The sequence below is a fragment of the Nonomuraea sp. NPDC052265 genome (assembly GCF_044547985.1).
GTDB lineage: Bacteria > Actinomycetota > Actinomycetes > Streptosporangiales > Streptosporangiaceae > Nonomuraea.
On the sequence record NZ_JBIUBJ010000041.1, the window covers coordinates 18,384 to 37,453 of the forward strand.

The 19,070-nt window shown below is 73.2% G+C and carries 19 protein-coding genes and 1 pseudogene; 16 read left to right on the forward strand and 4 right to left on the reverse strand.

The annotated features are described in order from the left end of the window. The first annotated feature begins 37 nt into the window (after positions 1 to 37). The 4 genes from ACIHAD_RS47360 to ACIHAD_RS47375 all read left to right on the forward strand — a co-directional run bounded on the left by ACIHAD_RS47360 (position 38) and on the right by ACIHAD_RS47375 (position 4,335). Positions 38 to 1,120, forward strand: coding sequence for a dihydrodipicolinate reductase (locus ACIHAD_RS47360; RefSeq protein ID WP_397361450.1), 1,083 nt, complete (start codon positions 38 to 40; stop codon positions 1,118 to 1,120). Beyond that, entirely contained in the window at positions 1,117 to 1,629 is a 513-nt protein-coding gene (locus ACIHAD_RS47365) for a carboxymuconolactone decarboxylase family protein (protein WP_397361452.1), read from the forward strand. The genes ACIHAD_RS47360 and ACIHAD_RS47365 overlap by 4 nt, the downstream gene beginning before the upstream one ends. A gap of 24 nt (positions 1,630 to 1,653) precedes the next feature. Further along, positions 1,654 to 3,255, forward strand: a complete 1,602-nt coding sequence (locus tag ACIHAD_RS47370; protein WP_397361454.1) for a GMC oxidoreductase — start codon at positions 1,654 to 1,656, stop codon at positions 3,253 to 3,255. An 81-nt stretch (positions 3,256 to 3,336) separates the two neighbouring features. Continuing rightward, a complete protein-coding gene (locus ACIHAD_RS47375) occupies positions 3,337 to 4,335 on the forward strand; it encodes an alpha/beta fold hydrolase (RefSeq protein WP_397361455.1) in 999 nt (332 codons plus the stop codon). Between the two features lie 45 nt (positions 4,336 to 4,380). Here the strand turns inward: ACIHAD_RS47375 and secD are convergent, their stop codons facing one another. The 3 genes from secD to ACIHAD_RS47390 all read right to left on the reverse strand — a co-directional run bounded on the left by secD (position 4,381) and on the right by ACIHAD_RS47390 (position 8,305). Next, positions 4,381 to 6,618, reverse strand: coding sequence for a protein translocase subunit SecD (secD, locus tag ACIHAD_RS47380; RefSeq protein ID WP_397361456.1), 2,238 nt, complete (start codon positions 6,616 to 6,618; stop codon positions 4,381 to 4,383). Between the two features lie 38 nt (positions 6,619 to 6,656). Then, complete coding sequence (locus ACIHAD_RS47385; RefSeq protein WP_397361457.1) at positions 6,657 to 6,998, reverse strand: hypothetical protein; 342 nt, start codon at positions 6,996 to 6,998, stop codon at positions 6,657 to 6,659. Positions 6,999 to 7,177: 179 nt separating this feature from the next. Then, complete coding sequence (locus ACIHAD_RS47390; protein ID WP_397361458.1) at positions 7,178 to 8,305, reverse strand: esterase-like activity of phytase family protein; 1,128 nt, start codon at positions 8,303 to 8,305, stop codon at positions 7,178 to 7,180. 205 nt (positions 8,306 to 8,510) lie between these two features. Here ACIHAD_RS47390 and ACIHAD_RS47395 point away from each other — a divergent pair, with 205 nt between their 5' ends. From ACIHAD_RS47395 to ACIHAD_RS47410, 4 genes are all read left to right on the forward strand, one after another. Continuing rightward, positions 8,511 to 10,373 carry an ABC transporter ATP-binding protein gene (locus ACIHAD_RS47395; RefSeq protein WP_397361459.1) on the forward strand — a complete coding sequence of 621 codons (1,863 nt, stop codon included), beginning with the start codon at positions 8,511 to 8,513 and terminating at the stop codon, positions 10,371 to 10,373. Positions 10,374 to 10,712: 339 nt separating this feature from the next. Beyond that, positions 10,713 to 11,123 (forward strand): hypothetical protein, encoded by a 411-nt coding sequence (locus ACIHAD_RS47400; protein ID WP_397361460.1) that lies wholly within the window; start codon positions 10,713 to 10,715, stop codon positions 11,121 to 11,123. Positions 11,124 to 11,185: 62 nt separating this feature from the next. Further along, positions 11,186 to 11,509 (forward strand): PadR family transcriptional regulator, encoded by a 324-nt coding sequence (locus tag ACIHAD_RS47405; RefSeq protein WP_189136638.1) that lies wholly within the window; start codon positions 11,186 to 11,188, stop codon positions 11,507 to 11,509. An 8-nt stretch (positions 11,510 to 11,517) separates the two neighbouring features. Next, on the forward strand, positions 11,518 to 12,432 hold the full coding sequence (locus ACIHAD_RS47410; protein ID WP_397361461.1) for a hypothetical protein: 915 nt from the start codon (positions 11,518 to 11,520) through the stop codon (positions 12,430 to 12,432). Positions 12,433 to 12,638: 206 nt separating this feature from the next. Here the strand turns inward: ACIHAD_RS47410 and ACIHAD_RS47415 are convergent. Beyond that, positions 12,639 to 12,995: pseudogene (locus ACIHAD_RS47415) on the reverse strand (GDSL-type esterase/lipase family protein); the annotation flags it as partial. 182 nt (positions 12,996 to 13,177) lie between these two features. Between ACIHAD_RS47415 and ACIHAD_RS47420 the strand changes: the two are divergent. The 8 genes from ACIHAD_RS47420 to ACIHAD_RS47455 all read left to right on the forward strand — a co-directional run. Beyond that, the gene (locus ACIHAD_RS47420) at positions 13,178 to 13,390 is read left to right on the forward strand and encodes a hypothetical protein (protein WP_397361462.1); all 213 of its coding nucleotides are present in this window, start codon (positions 13,178 to 13,180) and stop codon (positions 13,388 to 13,390) included. After that, entirely contained in the window at positions 13,387 to 14,427 is a 1,041-nt protein-coding gene (locus ACIHAD_RS47425) for a methyltransferase (protein ID WP_397361463.1), read from the forward strand. Before ACIHAD_RS47420 ends, ACIHAD_RS47425 begins: the two co-directional genes overlap by 4 nt. A gap of 148 nt (positions 14,428 to 14,575) precedes the next feature. Beyond that, positions 14,576 to 15,658: a hypothetical protein gene (locus tag ACIHAD_RS47430; RefSeq protein WP_397361464.1), complete on the forward strand. Its 1,083-nt coding sequence runs from the start codon at positions 14,576 to 14,578 to the stop codon at positions 15,656 to 15,658. After that, entirely contained in the window at positions 15,655 to 16,962 is a 1,308-nt protein-coding gene (locus tag ACIHAD_RS47435; protein WP_397361465.1) for a hypothetical protein, read from the forward strand. Before ACIHAD_RS47430 ends, ACIHAD_RS47435 begins: the two co-directional genes overlap by 4 nt. Beyond that, a complete protein-coding gene (locus ACIHAD_RS47440) occupies positions 16,959 to 17,345 on the forward strand; it encodes a FixH family protein (protein ID WP_397361466.1) in 387 nt (128 codons plus the stop codon). The genes ACIHAD_RS47435 and ACIHAD_RS47440 overlap by 4 nt, the downstream gene beginning before the upstream one ends. Positions 17,346 to 17,391: 46 nt before the next feature. Further along, positions 17,392 to 18,000: a TetR family transcriptional regulator gene (locus ACIHAD_RS47445; RefSeq protein ID WP_397361467.1), complete on the forward strand. Its 609-nt coding sequence runs from the start codon at positions 17,392 to 17,394 to the stop codon at positions 17,998 to 18,000. Then, a complete protein-coding gene (locus tag ACIHAD_RS47450; protein ID WP_397361468.1) occupies positions 17,997 to 18,197 on the forward strand; it encodes a ferredoxin in 201 nt (66 codons plus the stop codon). Before ACIHAD_RS47445 ends, ACIHAD_RS47450 begins: the two co-directional genes overlap by 4 nt. Before the next feature lies 1 nt (position 18,198). Continuing rightward, positions 18,199 to 19,070, forward strand: an 872-nt coding sequence (locus tag ACIHAD_RS47455; RefSeq protein ID WP_397361469.1) for a cytochrome P450, incomplete at its 3' end; no start/stop codon positions are given.

The following is a 19,070-nucleotide window of genomic DNA, read 5'->3' on the forward strand; positions in this document are numbered from 1 at the left end:
CCTATACACCAAACCAAGCGCTTGCTACGCTCCGCCCATGACGTCCACCGTGGTGTGGGGTACCGGCAACGTCGGCCGCGCCGCCATCAGGGCCGTGGAGGCCCATCCCGACCTCAGTCTCGCCGCCGTCCTCGTGCACTCCCCGGACAAGGTCGGCCGCGACGCCGGGCAGCTCGCCGGTCTCGGGCGCGACCTCGGCGTCACCGCGACGGACGACGCCGCCGCCGTCCTGGCCGCGCGCCCCCGCGCCGTCGTGTACGCCGCCTCCGGCGACCTGCGTCCCGACGACGCCCTGGCCGACGTCGTACGGGCGATCCGGGCCGGCGCCGTCGTCGTCACCCCCTCCCTGTACGCCCTCTACGACCACCGCGGCGCCCCGCCCGAGCTGCGGGAGCAGGTGCTGGCCGCCGTCGCGGCGGGCGGCGGCTCCCTGTTCGCCTCCGGCATCGACCCCGGCTGGGGCAACGACCTGCTGCCCCTGCTGCTCAGCGGCCTCGGCTCGGTCGTGGACGCGATCCGCTGCCAGGAGATCTTCGACTACTCCGGCTACGACCGCCCGGACGCGGTCCGCGACATGGTCGGCATGGGCCGGCCGATGGAGTACGAGCCGCCGATGATCGCGCCCACGGTCCCGTCCATGGTGTGGGGCGGCCAGGTACGGCTGATGGCGCGGGCCCTCGGCGTCACCCTGGAGGAGATCCGCGAGGTCGTGGAGCGGCGTGCGCTCGACCGTACGGTCACCACCGCCCGCATGGGCGTCTTCGAGGCCGGCACCCAGGGCGCGGTGCGGTTCGAGGTGCAGGGCGTCGTCGAGGGCGAGCCGCGCATCGTGATCGAGCACGTCACCCGCATCCACTCCTCCTGCGCCCCCGACTGGCCACTCCCCCCGGACGGCGGCGACGGCGCCCACCGGGTGATCGTCGAGGGCAGCCCGCGGATCGAGGTCACGATCGAGGCCACCGACGAGGGCGGCAACCGCTCGGCGGGCGGGAACGCCACCGCGGCCGGCCGGCTGGTGAACGCCATCGACTGGCTCGCCGCCGCCCCGCCCGGCCTGTACGACGCGCTCGACGTCCCGCTCCGCCCCGCGTCCGGCCGGCTCGGAAGGAAGAACCCATGATCGTCGAGGTTCCCGGCGGCAAGGACCCGATCGCGTACGTCTGGGGCGAGATGGTCCCCGGCATCGGGACCGCCGCCTCGAAGTTCTCCATGGCCGTCTACGCCCACACCACGCTGGGCCTGCGCGAGTTCGAGGCGGCCCGGCTGCGGATCGCGCAGATCAACGGATGCGTCTTCTGCCTCGACTGGCGCACCGAGCGCGACGGCGTCAAGGTCGAGGACGGCTTCGCCGACGCGGTCGCCGACTGGCGCGCCACGGACGCCTTCGACGCGCGCACCCGGCTCGCCGCCGAGTACGCCGAGCGGTACGCCCTGGACCACCACGGGCTCGACGAGGAGTTCTGGTCCCGGATGACCGAGCACTACAGCGAGAACGAGATCGTGGAACTGAGCATGAGCATCGGTTCCTGGTGGGCCTTCGGCCGGCTCAACCACGTGCTGGGCCTCGACACGGCCTGCATGCTGACCGGCGGCAAGGCACCCTCCGTCCGACCGACCGAGTCCGCGTAGACCGACCGAGCGAGGGCACGTGACATGAACACCAGCCGCCGCACCTTCATCGCCGGAACCGCCTCCCTCCTGGGCGCCGCCGCACTGCCCGGCCGCGCCGCCGCCGTCACCGCTGCCGCCGCCGGGCCTATCGCCGACGGCGCCCGCGTCCCCGTCCTGGTGATCGGCACCGGGTACGGCGGCTCGGTGGCCGCGCTGCGCCTGGCCCAGGCGGGCGTCGAGGTGCACATGATCGAGATGGGCATGGCCTGGGACACGCCCGGCCCGGACGGCAAGGTCTTCTGCAACACGCGCGAGCCCGACTACCGCTCCTACTGGCTGCGCACCAGGACCAAGGCACCGCTCAACTACTTCCTCGGTTTCCCCATCGACCGGGACATCCCCCGCTACACCGGCATCCTGGACGCCGAGGAGTTCGCCGGCATCACGGTCTACCAGGGCCGCGGCGTCGGCGGCGGCTCGCTGGTCAACGGCGGCATGGCCGTCACGCCCAGGCGCGAGAACTTCGCCGCCGTGCTGCCGTCGGTCGACGCCGACGAGATGTACGGCGTCTACTACCCGCGCGCCAACTCCGGCCTCGGCGTCGGCCTGGTGGACCCGGCCTGGTTCGACACCACCGCCTGCTACCAGTACGCCCGCGTCGGCCGCAAGCACGCCCAGCGCTCCGGTTTCCCGTTCACCTTCGTGCCCGACGTGTACGACTGGGACTACATGAAGCAGGAGGCGGCCGGCACGGTCCCCCAGTCGGCGCTGGCCGGCGAGATCCTGTACGGCAACAACCACGGCAAGAAGTCCCTGCAGAAGACCTACCTCGCGCGGGCCGGCGCGACCGGCAAGGTGACGATCTCGCCGCTGCACCAGGTGACCTCGGTCTCCCCGGCGGCGGGCGGCGGCTACACCGTCCGGATCGACCAGCTCGCCACCGACGGCTCGGTCACCGCCGCCAAGACCGTCACGGCCGCCCGGGTCTTCTTCGCCGCGGGCAGCGTCGGTACGAGCAAGCTGCTGGTCAGGCTGAAGGCCACCGGCGCGCTGCCCGGCCTGAACGACGAGGTCGGCAAGGGCTGGGGCGACAACGGCAACGTCATGTGCGGCCGGGCCAACCACCTGTGGGACCCGACCGGCAAGCTGCAGTCGGCCATCCCGTGCGCGGGCATCGACAACTGGACGGCGGGGGGCGCGTTCGCCGAGGTGGCGCCGCTGCCGACCGGGATCGAGACGTACGCCTCGTTCTACCTGTCGATCACCAACACCCCGCACCGGGCGCAGTTCTCCTGGAACGCCGCGACCGGCAAGGTGGATCTGAGCTGGCAGACCGCCTGGAAGCAGACGTCCATCGACATGGCGAAGACGATCTTCGACAAGATCAACTCCAAGGAGGGGACGATCTACCGCACCGACCTGTTCGGCGTGTACAAGATCTGGGGCGACCACCTCACCTACCACCCGCTCGGCGGCGCGGTGCTGAACCGGGCCACCGACAACTACGGCCGCCTGGCCGGCCACCCCGGCCTGTACGTCATCGACGGCTCGCTGATCCCCGGCAACACCACGGTGAACCCGTTCGTCACCATCACGGCGCTGGCCGAGCGGAACATCGAGAAGATCATCGCCACCGACCTTTAGCGCAGGTTTGCCGAAACGGCAACGGAGTTGGCGGGCGGCGGCACGGCCCGCGCATGATCCTGGAGACAGGCCAGGAGACCCATGCGTGGAGGAACGATGTCGCAGCTCAACCCGGTCGCCGAGGGTGTACACCGCCTGGTGCCCTCCCCCGCCGGCCGCGTCCATCTCGTGGAGGCGGGCGAGGGGCCGCTGGTGCTGCTGGTGCACGGCTTCCCCGAGTCCTGGTACTCCTGGCGGCACCAGCTCCCGGCGCTGGCCGCCGCCGGGTACCGGGCGGTCGCGGTGGACGTGCGCGGCTACGGCCGCTCGTCCAAGCCGGCGGACGTGGCCGCGTACCGGATGACCGAGCTGGTCGAGGACGGCGTGGCCGTGGTGCGGGCGCTCGGCGAGCGGACGGCGGTGGTCGTCGGCCACGACTGGGGGGCCTCGATCGCGGCCCACAGCGCCCTGCTCAGGCCGGACGTCTTCAGCGCGGTCGCCATGCTCAGCGTGCCGTACACGCCGCGCGGCGGGCCGCGTCCCACCGAGGTGTTCGCCGCCATGGGCGGGACGGACGAGTTCTACGTCAGCTATTTCCAGACGCCCGGCCGGGCCGAGGCCGAGATCGAGCCGGACGTCCGGGGCTGGCTGGCGGGCACGTACGCGGCCCTGTCCGCCGGGACCATGCCGGGCCCGGACGCGCCCCACCCGCTGTTCGTGGCCCCGGGCGGCAGGCTGCGCGACCGGTTCCCGGCGGGCGGCGGGCTGCCCGGCTGGCTGAGCGAGGGCGACCTCGACTTCTACGCCGCCGAGTTCGAGCGCACCGGCCTGACCGGCGCGCTCAACCGCTACCGGAACATGGACCGCGACTGGGCCGACCTCGCGCCCCACGACGGCGCGCCCGTCACCCAGCCCTCGCTGTTCGTCGGCGGCGCCGACGACGCCACCACCCGGTGGCTCTCCGCCGCGATCGACGCCTTCCCCGCCACCCTGCCGGGCCTGGTCTCCTCCCGTCTCCTGGACGACTGCGGCCACTGGGTCCAGCAGGAACGCCCCGCCGAGGTCAACGCCATCCTCCTCGACTGGCTCGCCGGGCTCTGACGCGGACGCCGCGGGCCCGTCCGCGCGGGGCGGGCCCGCGGCCGGTCACAACACGGCTCCCGAGCCCTCGCGAGGCCGCCGGGCGCCCTTGGGCGCGGGAGGCTGGGGGGCCGGACGGCGGTCGTACCGGGCCAGGCCGATGGCCGCGGGGCCCGCCACGAACGACGAGGTCAGCGTGCCCACGACGATCCCGGTGACCAGCGCGATCGCGAAGTCACGCAGCGAGTCGCCACCGAAGACGGCCAGCGCGACCAGCACGAACAGCGCGCCGAGCCCGGTGTTGACGGTCCGCGGCACGGTCTGCAGGATCGCCGTGTTCACCGCCTCGGCCAGCGGCGCCGTACGGCGGGCGGCCCACAGCTCCCGCACCCGGTCGAACACCACCACCTTGTCGTTGACCGAGTAGCCGACCACGGTCAGCATCGCGGCGAGGAACACGCCGTCCACCGGCTTGCCGAGCCAGGCGAACAGCCCGATCACCACGGCCAGGTCCACCAGCAGCGCCAGCACGGTCGCCGTGCCGAACGTCCACCGGAACCGCACCGCGAGGTAGACGAGCTGCGCCGCCACCGCCACGCCGAGCGCGATGACGGCGTTGCGGCGCAGCTCCTCGCCCAACGTGGGGCCGATGAACTCGTCGCGCCGCTTGGTCACCTCGCCGGCCTGCCCCTCCAGCGCGGCCTGGACCTCGGCCGGGTCGAGCTGCCCCGCGCGCACGGCCACGCCGTCTCCGGTGGCCTGCACGACCGCACCCGGGTAGCCGGCCTCGCTCACCAGCCGCCGGGCCGTGTCGGCCTCGACCGGCCTGGACGTGCCGAACTCCACGAGCCGCCCGCCGGTGAACTCGACCCCGAAGTCCAGCCCGCGGGTGAACAGCCCGGCCAGCGCCGCGACGACCAGGCCGCCCGCGACCGCCAGCCACACCTTCCTGGCCTTCATGAGCTGGGGGTCACGGCGGGCCAGCCACGTCCTGACCGTGCCTGGGGAGGCGAGACCCGACAGGCGCGGCCCGATCCGGGTGGCGACGGCCTGGGTGAGCACGCGGGTGATCAGCATGGCCGACACCAGCGAGGCCAGCACGCCGATCGCCAGCGTCACGCCGAACCCCTTGACCGGCCCGGAGGCCAGCCAGAACAGCAGCCCGGCGGCGATGAGCGTGGTGACGTTGGAGTCGGCGATGGCGCTCCAGGCGTTCCTGAACCCCCGGTTCAGGGCCGGGCCCAGGCCGCGGGCGGGGGCCAGGCCGTACTCCTCCCTGGCGCGTTCGAAGACGAGCACGTTGGCGTCGACCGCCATGCCGATGGCCAGCACGAACCCGGCCAGTCCGGGCAGCGTGAAGGTCGCGCCCATCGCGACCAGCGCGGCGTAGGAGATCAGCCCGTAGCAGGTCAGCGCGATGGCGGCGAGCAGGCCGGACAGGCGGTAGACCGCGATGATGAACAGGGCGGTCAGCACCAGCCCGACGACCGCGGCCTTCACGCTGGCCTCGACGGCCGCCGCGCCCAGCGTGGGGCCGACCGTCCGCTGCTCGACCAGGTCGAGCGGCACGGGCAGCGCGCCGCCCTTGATCAGCACGGCCAGGTCGCGGGCCTCCTCGTGGGTGAAGGACCCGGTGATCTGGGTGCTGCCGCCGGGGATGCCGGTCCCGCACGGGACGGACGGGTCGAGCTGTGGCGAGGAGATGATCTTCTTGTCGAGCACGATGGCGACACGCCGCTCCGGGTCGCCCTCCGGCCGGCAGGCGGCAGCGCCGGTCATCCGCTGCCAGGCGTCGGCGTCGCGGAAGTCCACCGTGACCCACCAGCCGGGCCCCTGCTGCGGGTCGCTGCGCTCGGTGGCGTCGCTGACGCCGTCGCCGCTGATCGCCGCCGGGCCGAGCGCGAGCGGGCGTCCGCTCTCGTCGGGCAGCGCGGTGGCGTCGCCGTCCTTGGCCGGGCCGGTGACCGGGTGGAAGGCGAGCTGGGCGGTACGGCCGATGACCTCGGCCGCCTTGCTCGGGTCGAGCACGCCGGGCAGCTCGACGATGATCCGCTTCTCGCCGGAGCGGACCAGGGTGGGATCGACGACCCCCAGCGCGTCCGCCCGGCGGCGGAGCACGTCGAGGGCGCGGTCGGTGGCCGAGGAGTCGGCCTGGACCGTCGGGGAGTCTCTGGCCTCGAAGACGAGCTGGGTACCGCCGCGCAGGTCGAGGCCGAGGCGTGGCGTGGCGGTGAGGGACAGGATGATCGAGGTCGCGATGACGGCGAGCGCCGCCAGCGCACGCCACATGGGCGCACGTGACATGAGGCCTCCACAGGCTCAGGTGTGCGGAAGAGGGATCTTCAGAGCACCGTGGAGGGAGGCGCGCGGGCCGCCGCCGCGCCCCTGGGACGGTCGGCGGCGGCGCGGGCGGCGGGCCGCCGTACGACGGCCGACCAGACGCGGAGCAGTCGGGCCGGGCCGGCGGCCGGCAACGCCTGCCCGCCCGGCCCCGCCTGGTCGTGCCCGCCGTGCCTGACCTGCGCGAGCGGAGGCGGCGGCGGCGTGGAGCTGAGCTGGACGACGGCGGGCCGGTCGATCGCCGCCCGGATCGCCGTGACCTGGGGGGCGATCTCGCCGTGACCGATCGCGGGAAGCAGCCACGACAGCACGAGAAGCAGCGCGGCGGGCACTCTGGTGCGCACGTCGCCTCCTTCCCGTCGTGGCCGTCGTCGCCCCTACCGTAGCCCGCCGCCGAGCCGCCCAGGGCAGGGTGCGCAGGTACGCCGGCGGTTTACGGACCTGGGTGGCCTGCTCGAAGGCGTAGCCGGAGATCGCCGAGGGCGCGGGGCCGGACCGGTGGTGCCGGTCCGGCGGTGGGGTGTCAGGGACAGCCCGTGGCCGCGAAAGCCGTGAACTGGCTGACCTCGTTCCTGCTGAAGTTGTCGTCCGAGCCGATCACCAGCGTGCATGCGCCGTCGGCCAGGCGCGGCCCCCACGACATGGCCTCCAGGTTCTGCACCGGCGGCCGGAAGTCGCTCAGGTCGTAGACCAGCCGCTTGGTGACCGACCGGTAGGCCGAGCTCAGGTCGTCCTGGTTCAGCACGTTCGTCGCGCCCGTCAGGTCGATCTCGTACAGCTTGACCTTGTAGTCGACGCCCTCGATCCAGGAGCGTTCCAGGGCCAGGTAGCGGTGGTCGTCGATGGGCAGGATCTCCGAGACGCCGCTGTCGGAGTCGCCGGTGGGCGGCACCGGCGCGGCCGGGAGCGGGTCGAGGGGGTAGACGTACTGGCCGCGCGGGACGCCCCGCCGGTCCCACACGGTGAGCCGGGCGGGCGCGCCGTTCCGGGCCGTGGGCGGCGCGCCGTCCTCGTACCGGGGGCCCTCGGTCATCGCCGTGATCCGGCGGGCGGTGACGGCCAGGCCCTCGAAACCGGCGTTGCGCCTCGGGCCGTTCTCGGTGGCGGTCAGGCGCAGGTTGCCCGGCAGGCGCAGGTCGCCCAGGTGCCGGCCCTGGAGGTCGGCGGTGCGCAGGCCCGCGGCGGACAGCGGCAGGTCGGGGTGGCCGGCGTCCGGGCGGTCGCCCTCGTCGCCCCACAGCAGGCGGCCGGACCAGCGGTCGTACCTGATGGACTCGGGGTCGGCCGAGCCGGGCTCGCCGTAGCCGGGGTAGGGGGTGCCGTCCTGCCTGGTCAGCGTGGTCACGCCGGTCAGGTTGATCCCGGTGAACGCGCCGGAGTCCCGGTCGATGTCCAGGCGGGCGGTGTAGTAGCGGGCGGGGCCGTAGCGCCGGCGGTCGTCGGAGATCAGGTACCAGGTGCCGGTACGCGGGTCGAGGTCGATGCCCGACAGCCCGCCGACGGTGCTGCCGTCGAACCGCGTCAGGTACGGCAACCGCTGCTCCCCCAGATACCGGGTGATCCGGACCTCCTCCCGCGGGGCCGCCCAGGCGGGCTGGGTGACGCTGATCGCGACCGCGCACGCGACCGCGAACCCCGTGATTCTTCGCATTCCGTCCCCCGTGATGTTCCGATTACCTGGAGTGATCGGGGGACATGAAATCGTGCCGCGCCCGGGGAGGCGACCGGGACACGCCGCCGCCCGCGCGTCTTTGCCTGACGGGCCGTGGACAGGCGGCTGGCGTCCGGGCCACCGTCCTGTCACCCCGCCGCCCGCGGGCACGGAAACCGTCGGTGGCCGCCCGCACACTCAGCGCATGCCCGATGAGCCTCTGGAACTCGGTGAGATCACCGTCTCCGACTGGTACGCCCACAACGACAAGATGGCCGAGGTCGGTTTCCTGACCATCGCCAGACGCCTGCCCTCGCTCGTCGCCCAGGCGATGAGCATGTCCTGGCGGGCCGGCCCCCGCGACACCGTGGCCACCATCGCGCTCAACCTCCTCGGCGGCCTCTTCACCGCCTTCGGCCTGCTGGCCACGACCGGCGTGCTGAGCGCCCTGTTCAGCGAGGGCCCGACCCCCGACCGCGTGCTGGCCGCCCTGCCCAGCCTCGTCCTGGTCGGCGTGGCCGCCGTGCTGCGCACGGCGGTGCAGGCCGGCGCGGGCTGGGCGCAGTCACGCCTCACCCCGCAGATCTCCCGGCACACCGAGGAACGCCTCTACGGCCTGACCAGCCGGGTGGAGCTGGTCTCCTACGACGACCCGGAGTTCCACGACAGCCTGGAACGCGCCAACCAGCGCGGCGTCAGCGTGGCGAGCTCGGTGGTCAGCTCGGCCATCAACGTCGTCACCGCGGCCGTCGGCATCGCCGCGGCGGCGGGCGTGCTGGGTGTGCTCCACCCGGTGCTGCTGCCGCTGCTGCTGCTGGCCGTGCTGCCCGACGCGTGGGCCACCGTGCGCGGCGCCCGCATGCGCTACTCGACCATGTACTCCCTCATCCCCGCCCGCCGCCGCAAGTGGATCATCGCCGAGCTGCTGGCCGACCGCGAGCCCGCCGCCGAGGTCCGCTCGTTCACCATGCGCGGCTTCCTGCTGCGCATGTACGACGCGGTCGCCAAGGCCGAGCAGGACGTGCTGCTCGCCCTGGCCAGACGCCAGACCCTGGCCGGCCTGATCGGCGAGGCCCTGGGCGGCCTCGGCACCGCCCTGGTCTACGTCGCGCTCGGCGTGTTGCTGGCCGTGGCCGCGATCCCGCTCGCGGTCGCGGGCACCGCGGTGCTGGCCATCAGGACCGGCCAGTCCTCGCTGGCCAACCTCCTGTACGCCACCAACCGCCTCTACGAGGACGGCCTCTACTTCACCGACTTCCTCCAGTTCTGCGCCGACGCCGAACGCCGCGTGCCCGGCCCCCGCTCCGCGGCCGTGCCCGAGAGGTTCGAGCGCATCGTGGCCGACGACGTGACGTTCACCTACCCGGGGGCGGAGCAGCCGGCGCTGCGCGGGGTGACGGTCGAGATCAAGCGCGGCGAGATCATCGCGTTCGTGGGCGAGAACGGCTCCGGCAAGACCACCCTGGCCAAGATCCTGTCCGGCCTGTACGAGCCCGACTCCGGCAGCGTCTCGTGGGACGACGTCGACCTGACCGACGTGCCCCCCGACGAGCTGCGCCTGCGCACGGCCGTCATCGCCCAGGACCACACCCGCTGGCCGCTCACCGCCCGCTACAACATCACCATGGGCACCGACAAGGGCGAGGCCGCCCTTGTCGCGGCGGCCTCGGTCGCCGGAGCCGACGAGGTGGTCGCGGGCCTGCCCCACGGCTACCGCACGCTGCTCGACCGCCGGTTCAAGGACGGCCAGGAGCTGTCCGGCGGCCAGTGGCAGCGCGTGGCCGTGGCCCGCGGCTTCCATCGCGACGCCGACCTGCTCATCTGCGACGAGCCCACGGCGGCCCTCGACGCCCGCGCCGAGCACGCCCTGTTCGAGCGCATCCGCGACCACTCCGAGGGCCGCACGGTCCTGCTCATCACCCACCGCCTGGCCAGCGTGCGCTACGCCGACCGCATCTACGTCCTCGACCATGGCAAGGTCACCGAGCAGGGCGACCATCAGGCGTTGATGGCGCTCAACGGCCTCTACGCCGACCTCTACACCCTTCAGGCCGCCGCCTACCGCTGACCGTCAGCGGCTGCAGGAATCCGCGATTCAATGCGCAATGTCGGCTCTTGATGCGCAGTGAATGCGCAAATCCGCGTCTCGGTGCGCAATCAATCCGGAGCGTAACGACTGGACGCTCCGGATTGGTGTTCTCGGCGCAGCAGCGTTTCGGCCGCCGTATGGTGCGATACAGGCGATTGGTCACCGACTTTATCCCGCCCTCTGCCGGGCGATTCGGTGCTGTGGAGGCATCAATGAGCGGCTGGACCACTCTCGCACGCGATCACGCGGATCTTGGTTGAGTCGCCGCCGCAGGAGTCCTCGACGGCGGCGATCCCGGCGGGCCTTCCGATATCGAGGATGACTGGCACCAACGCGTTCGAGGGCAGCACCAAGGCCAAGCGGTCGATCGCCGATCGTCCGCAGGGGGTCCACGGCAAGCTGCGCGCGCCCCGGCCGGGTGAGTACGTGGCGCTGGACACCAACCGGCTCGACGTGTTCACGATGGAGCCGCTGACCTGCCAATGGGTGCAGTGCGGGCTGACCATGGCGATGGACCTCTACGCCAGGGTCATCACCGGACTGCGGCTGACGCCGACCATGGCGATCAGCGTGCCGGTGATCGGCGCGCTCACGAAGTCGGCGATCTCCTGGGCCACCAGGCTCACGTCCGGGGTCTCCAGGCGGAATGCGTACCGGGAGATCCATGGCGGCGCGGAGCTGAGCACCAGACCGACGCCACTGACCAGGAAGAACAGCGCCGCCTCGTGACGGCGCTCGCTGCGGACGCGCCAGGACTTGCTCAGTGATACTTACTAAGCTTTACTGAATACATGGCACGCAGGACACAGGAGCTCGGCCGCTTCACGGACGTGGCGCTGCTCGTGCTCATCAGCCTCGCCGAGGGCCAGAAACACGGCTATCGGATGATCAGCGACATCGAGGAGTTCTCGGGCACGTCGCTGGAGCCGGGCACCCTTTACGGCGCGTTGATGCGGCTGGAGGAGCGCGGCTGGATCGAGGCGGTGGAGCCGGCCGAGCGGCGCAAGCCGTACCGGATCACCGACGGAGGGCGTGACGCGCTGCGCGAGCAGCTCGCCACCCTGCGCCGGGTCGAGCAGGCGGGAGTCAGGCGAGTGGCGTGGGGGACGGCATGAGGCGGAGCATGGCGGCACGCGTGTTGCGAGCGGGGGCGGGGGCCGTGCTGAGCCTCTACCCGAAGGCGTGGCGGGAGCGATACGGCGAGGAGGTCGCCGACCTGGTCGCCTCGCGGCCGGTGCGGCTACGCACGGTGGCCGACCTGGCCGGCGGGGCCGGCGACGCGTGGCTGCACCACCGGCGCATCCCCGGCGCCCGGCCGCTGCGCCTGCCGCTCGCGGCGGTCCTGGTCGCGGGGGTCTATGGCCTGTGGTTGTTGTGGAACCCGGGCGTGCGCGACATGGCCAGCCTGCAGGGCGTGTGGGCCGAGGCGGTGCGTTCCGGATCGCTCGCCGGCGAGCTGCGCGGGACGGCCACGACCATGTTCGCCTCGGCGGGCGCGATGGCACTGCTGTCGCTGGCGCAGCTCAACCCCGCCGTACGCGCCGCCGGCAAGCGTGCCCCGCTCGGGGCGGCGGCCCGGACGGCCGGAGAGCGAGTGGTCGTGACCGGCCTGGCCATCGCCCTGCCGATCATGCTTGTCCTGATCATGTACGCCGGCCTCATGCTGGGCGCCGGCCAACCCCTCGGGCCGCTCGGCGACGCCATCACGGGCGGCTTCTTCGTGCCGCCCCTCATGGCGCTGATCCTGCCACTGCCGCTCATCGCGGCGACGTCATCCGCGCTGAGGTCCGCCGCGCGTGCCGCCGGCAAGTCGCTGACGGTGGCGGCCATCTCGAACGCGATCGCGTGGCTGGCGGTGGCGGTGCTGGTGGCCATGGGCCTCACGGAGGCGTCGCCGTGGTTCATCACGGCGCTCGGGGCCGGCGCGGTGCTCAGCGTCGGCATGGCGGCGCTGGTCGCCAGGACCGTGCTGAGGTGGGCACCCGAGGACCCGGTCATGCTGCCCGAGCGCACACAGTTCGGCCGGGCCCCCTTCTGAACGACACGTGGTGCCGTCAGCCGGTGCCACGCGGCTGAGCAGCGACACGAGCCGGCAGATCATTCCCACGCCTGATCTTCTGCACTCGGCTTGCGCTCAACCCCAGATGACGTCAACCCCAGATAGCGATCATGGCCGGCCGGTGAGGCTCCTGGAGGACCGTGACGCTACGTGTTCAGCGACTGCGCCCCGATCTGAGCCACTGCTCATCCAGACCTGGAAATCCGGTGCGCACCAAACCCGGATTCCGGCGTTTCCGCAGCGCGAATGCTCACGCGAGCGCGGATCCTACAAGCGGCGCAGCAGCCCGGCGGCACGGCCTCGGCCAGCGCCTTGTACCCCGCCGGGTTCAGGTGCAGGTGGTCGCCAACGTCGTAGGCGGGCAGCAGGTTGCGGGGAGCGGCCGGGTCGCGGGCCGCGCGGTCGAGGTCGATCACGGCGTCGAACGTGCCGCTCGTCCGGATCCACTCGTTGACCTGCTGCCTGGCCGCCTCCCGGTGGCCGTCGGGGTCGTCGTAGGAGGCGTTGCCGCCGAAGGGGGTGAGGGTGGCGCCGTACACCCGGAGCTCCTGGGCGTGGGACCCGGGTCAACAGGCGGCAGGCGCTTCTGACACGGCGGCGTTCCCGTTCTGACCGGGCGTTGCAAGGCGGGCGTCCCGATGGTGCACTCAAGGGCGTTGGTTCCGACCCGTGTTCAGGCCGCCGGCGGGAGCGAGGGCCGGCGGCGGACCTCGAAGGGAGAACCGTGAGGCGATTACGTCCGCTGCCGCTGTTCCTGCTGGTCGCCCCGGCCGCGGGCTGCGGCGGGGCCACGTCCGGCGGCCCGGCGGCGACCGGTTCCGGCCCGCCGCCGGAGAGGATCAGGATCGGCGTCATCCCGGGTTACCGGCCCGCGCCGCCGCGGGTGGAGAGCATGATCGTCCGGCCGGCCTGGGAGCCGGGGAAGGGGAACCCATGAGCGAGACGCCGGAGCGGGCGCGGGTGCTGCGCCTGATCGACGACTTCATCCTGTACGCCGCCGTCCGGGCCGCCCTGCGGCTGTCGGTCTTCGACCTGCTGGCCGCCGGGCCGTGCGCCGTGCACGAGCTGGCCGACGAGATCTCCGCGGGCGGGACCGGCCGCCCCGACGAGACGCTGCTGGGCCGCCTGCTGCGGGCGCTGGAACACCTGCGGCTGGTCGAGCGGGACGCCCGCGGCCGCTACCTGCTCACCGGCGAGGGCGACCTGCTCACCAGCGGCCGGGACGACTCCCTGGCCCCCGCGGCGCTGATGTGGGGCGAGGAGCTGTGGCGCGACTCGGCCGACCTGCTGCACCGGACGATCACCGCAGGCGAGCCCGCCGCGCTGGAGCTCCACCACGTGGACTCCCCCTACGCCTGGCTGAGCACCCGGCCCGCGGCCGGCGCCCTGTTCAACGAGTTCATGGCCACCCGCAGCGTCACCGTGGCCCGCGCGCTGGCCGGGCAGGACCTGGCCGGCGTGGACGCGGTCGCCGACATCGGCGGCGGCACCGGCATCGTCCTGGCCACGATCCTGGCGGCCCACCCGCGGCTGCGCGGCGTGCTGTTCGAGCTGCCCGAGGTGGCCGCCCAGGCCCGGCGTCACCTGGACGGGCGGGCGGGCATCACCGTGGCCGAGGGCGACATGTTCGCCGACCCGCTGCCCCGGGCGGGCGTGTACCTGCTGGGCAACATCCTGCACAACTATCCCGACGAGCAGGCCGCCAAGCTGCTGGCACGGCTCGCCGCCCTGATGGACGACCGCGCCGAGCTGTGGATCGTGGACGCCGTCCTCGACGACGACCCGCGCCGCTCGCCGACGTCGGCGGTGGCGCTGGACATGAAGATGCTCACGCTGTTCAGCGGCGGCCAGGAACGCACGATGGCCGAGGTCGGGAACCTGCTGGGGGCCGCGGGGCTGCACGTCGCCCGCACCGAGCCGCTCCCCCACGGGCTGCACCTGGTGGTGGCCGGGCGGCGCCCGGCTCCGGCGTGAGGCCCCGGCCGTCGCGCACATTCGGCGGCCGTCGGCGAGACTGGCGGCCACGGGCGGGGGCCCGGGCCGCTCGGCGACGGTGATCTTGGGCTTCCCGCCGCTTCGCGGCTTCTGCAAGTATTCGATCATGGAAGTAGGGAGACGCGAAGTGGCAGAGACCAACACGGGCGTACGGCGATTACTTGCGGACTCTGGGGAGCCGCGTGGCTGGGTCCCGCTCCGGGCGGATCTCGTCACGGCGCTGCTGGGGGTCTGGTTCGGCATCGGACTGATGATCGACGCGTGGGCGCACACCAACCGCAGCGACCTGGAGACGTTCTTCACGCCGTGGCACGCGGCCTTCTACTCGGGGTTCGCGGCGGTGTCCGGCTGGATCATCTGGCAGGTGTTCCGCAACGTGCGGCTCGGCCGCCAGGGGCTGGCCGCCGTTCCCCAGGGTTATCTGGCCGGGCTGGTCGCCATCCCGGCGTTCGCCCTCTTCGGGCTGGCCGACATGACCTGGCACACCGTGCTGGGCATCGAGACGAGTGTCGACATCCTGTTCAGCCCCTCGCATCTGGGGCTGATCGTGACCATGCTGCTCATCATCACCACGCCCCTGCGCTCGGCCTGGAACGCCCCCGACGTCGGCGTCCGGCCCTCTCTGGGGCGGCTGTTCCCCGCGCTGGCCGGGCTCGCGTTCGCGGCCACGCTGGTGTCGCTGTTCCTGTCGTACGGCGACGCCCTGCAGTACCGGTCCGCACGCGTCGTCGAGGCGTTCTCCAGCGTGGAGGGGGCGGGCGCCGACCGTCTGGCCACCTCGATGGTCATCAGCAACGTCATCCTGCTCACCCCGGTGCTGCTGCTGGTCCGGCGGTGGAACCTGCCCTTCGGCGCGGTGACCGTCATGTACACGATCGCCGTCCTGATGCCCGGCGCGCAGACGGCGTTCGAGAACGTGCCGACCCTGCTCACGTTCGTCGCCGCGGGCCTGGCGAGCGACGTGCTGATCCGCCTGCTGCGCCCGTCCGGCGCGCGGCGGGGCGCCTACTGGGCCTTCGCCGGGCTGTCGGCGTTCGTCACCTGGGCGCTCTACATCGGGATCGCCTCGGCGGCCGGGGGCGGCCTGCCCGCGGTGCCCGAGCTGTGGACCGGCGCGCCCGTGGTGGCCGGGCTGATCGGCCTGGCGCTCGGCGCGCTGTTCCTGCCGAACGCGCTGCCCGCGGACGCGGCCGACGCCGGACGGGCATGATCCGGCCGCTCCGGGTCCTGTGTCTCGTCGCCGTACTCCTGCTCGCGGGCGCCGCCCCGGCCGCGGCTCACAACGTCACGGCCGGCGCGGACCTGCGCTTCGCGCAGACGATCGCCGGCGCCGAGCTCACGGTCGTGATCAAGGGCACGTCGCGGGTGCCGGGGCCGCTGCTGATCGGCGTGATCGCCTACGAGCCGGCGACCGGGCCGCCGATCGGCCTGGAGGTGCGCTCGGTCGAGGACGGCCACAAGGCGACGGCCACCGCGCAGCCGTCCGCCACCCCGCGGTACGTCAAGCTCGCGGTCGAGCGCACCGGGCCGCACGAGCTCAGGCTCACGGCGGGCGGCGAGGTCGCCGTGCTGCCGTTCCGCGTCCTGGTGGACCGCGGCTCCGCCGGCGAGTTCCTGATCTACGGCGGCCTGCTCGTGGCCGGGCTGCTGCTGGTGGGCGGCCTGCTGACCGGGGCGCTGTCGCGCAGGACCCCGGCGATGCTGCTGGCCGGGGGCGCGGCGGCCGCGGTGACGGTGGCCGCGATGGTCGTCGTGTTCGAGCCCGCGCTGCCGCCCCCGCCGCCCGACGGCGCCGCCCCGACGGCGGGCCCGCAGACGGTGGGAGCACAGGCGGTGGGGGCACAGGCGGGCGGACGGCCCTTCGCCCAGGGACGGGTGACGACCCTGCCGGCCCGTCCGGCCGCCGGCGAGGAGTTCACGCTGCGCCTCGACCTCACCGACGGCTCGACCGGGCACCCGGTGGACGATCTCGTCCTGCACCACGAGGCGCTCGCCCACCTGGTGGTCACCAGCGAGGACGGCGCGTACTTCCGGCACCTGCACCCGCTGCGCACCGCGCCGGGACGGCTGGAGGTCCGGCTGCGCGCCGACCGGCCGGGCCGGTTCCTGGCCTACGCGGAGCTGGAACGCGAGGACTCCGGCGGCCAGCTGCTCAGCGGCGAGTTCGGGGTCGCCGGGCACGCGGTGGCCGCCCCGCCGCCCGTGCCGCCCGCGACGGGGGGCACGCCGGTGGTGCGGCCGTCCGTGCCGGTCGCGGGCCGTCCGGCGGCGATCGAGGTGGGCATCGGGGTGACGCCGCGGCAGTGGCTGGGCATGTCCGGGCACCTGATCGTCCGCAGCCGGGACGGCACGTTCCTCGGCCACGTGCACGAGATGGGCGTCCCCGCGCCTCGGCTGCGCTTCACCTTCAGCTTCCCCGCGCCGGGCCGCTACCTGGCCTGGGCGCAGTACGCGGCCGGCGACCGGATCGTGACCGTGCCCTTCACCGTCGAGGTCGCGGAGGCTCTCGGATGAGGCGGACCCTGGCCGTCGCCGCCCTGCTCGCGGCGGCCCTGGCGCTGTTCCTGTACGTGCGCGGCTCGGCGCCCGGCCCGCTCAGCCTCACCAGCACCGGCCAGCGGTACGCCGTCACGGTCCTGGTCCCGAGGCCGACGACGGGCCGCGTCACGGCCGAGGTCCGGGTGACCTCCGGCGACCCGCACACGGTGGCGCTGTCGACGGTGATGCCCGGCATGGGCCACTCGACCCCGGAGATCGTCGCCGACCCTCGGCAGCCGGGCCGTTACGTGGCCGAGGGCGAGCTGTTCCCGATGGCGGGGGTGTGGGAGCTGTCGGTCCGGCTGAGCGGCGCGGCGGGAGAGGAGGTGCTGGTGGTGAAGGCGCCCATCACGGGATGAAGAGCCCGCTCTTGACGTATGAAATGAACGATCTTTTAATTCGTCCATGGGACGTATCGCCGGCGTCACCGCCGCCGAGACGCGGGAACGCCTGCTGCGCGCCGCCGCGGACGTCTTCGCCAGGCGCGGCTACGACGGCACCCGCGTCGCCGACATCGCCGCCGCGGCGGGGGTGAGCAACGGCGCCCTGTACGCCCACTTCGGCTCCAAGGCCGGCCTGCTCGTGGCCGCGCTGGGCGCGCACGGGCGGCGGCTGCTGGCCGGCCTGTTCGCCGACGACCCCGATCGTCCGGTCGCCGACCTGCTCGTCGCCGCCGGCCGCCGGCTCCCCCGCCCCCGGGACGCCGGCGGCGACCTCATCGTCGAGGCGCTGGTCGCCGCCCGCCGCGACGAGGACGTGGCCCTGCCCGTGCGCGACTACGTCGGCGAGCGCGCCGACTGGCTGGCCGGCCTGGTCCGCGCCGGCCAGGACGGCGGCGAGCTCGACCACGCCCTGTCGCCGGAGGCCGTCGCCCATTTCTGCCTCCTGCTCGCGATGGGCAGCGCGCTCATCGCCCCGGACCCGCACCAGGTGGACGAGGAGGAGTGGGCCAGGCTGCTCATCCGCGTCGTCGCCGCCCTCTCCCCCGCCCCACCGCACGAAGGAACGCCGTGAGAGTACAGATCGACCCCGGGCGCTGCCAGGGACATGGCCGCTGCTACGACCTCGCCCCCGACCTGTTCGGCGAGGACGACGAAGGTTACGGAACGGTCCCCGGCGACGGCGCGGTGACGCCCGACCGGGAGCGCACGGCGCGGCTGGCCGTCTCCAACTGCCCGGAACGGGCGATCGACCTCCTCGGGGAGGCGTGACATGAGCGTGGACGAGCGCTTCGTCAAGGGCTTCGGCGAGCCCGGCGACGACGAGGAGATCGGCACCCGCAGCGAGATCGTCACCGGCCCGGTCTCGGACTGGGCCACCGACTTCTCCCACCTGGAGCCGGAGTGGGCCGCCGACCCGTACCCGATCCAGGACGACCTGCGGCGGCGCTGCCCGATCGCGCACACCGACCGGTTCGGCGGCGGCTGGCTGCCCACCCGCTACGAGGACGTCGCCGCCGTCGCCTACGACACCGAGCGGTTCTCCTCACGTTCGATCATCATGAGCAACTTCCGCCCGCCGCGCGAGAGCGCCCCCGTGGGCGGCACGCCGCCGATCTCGTCCGACCCGCCTTTCCACCACGACGCGCGCAAGCTGCTGCTCCCGGCCTTCACCAAGACGGCGGTCGCCAGGCGCGAGGAGTCCACGCGCGCGCTGTGCCATGAGCTGATCGACGGCCTGGAGGGCCAGGACGTCGTGGACGCCGCCCGCGACTACGCCCAGCACATCCCGATGCGGGTGATCGCCGACATGCTCGGCTTCCCGCCCGAGGACGGCCCGCGCTTCCGCGAGTTCATCGAGAACGCCCTCGAAGGCGTCAACCTGCCGCCCGAGCAGCGGACCGCCAACATGGGACGGCTCTTCGACTACCTGCTGGACCAGATCCGCGACCACGTGCAGCACCCGCGCGACGACCTCACGACGTACCTCGTCGAGGCCGAGCTGTACGGTCACAAGCTGGAGGCCGGGCATGTGGCGGGCACGATCGCCCTGCTGCTGATCGCGGGCATCGACACCACCTGGAGCGCCATCGGCGCATCCCTGTGGCACCTGGCCAAAACCCCCGAAGACCGCCGACGCCTGAT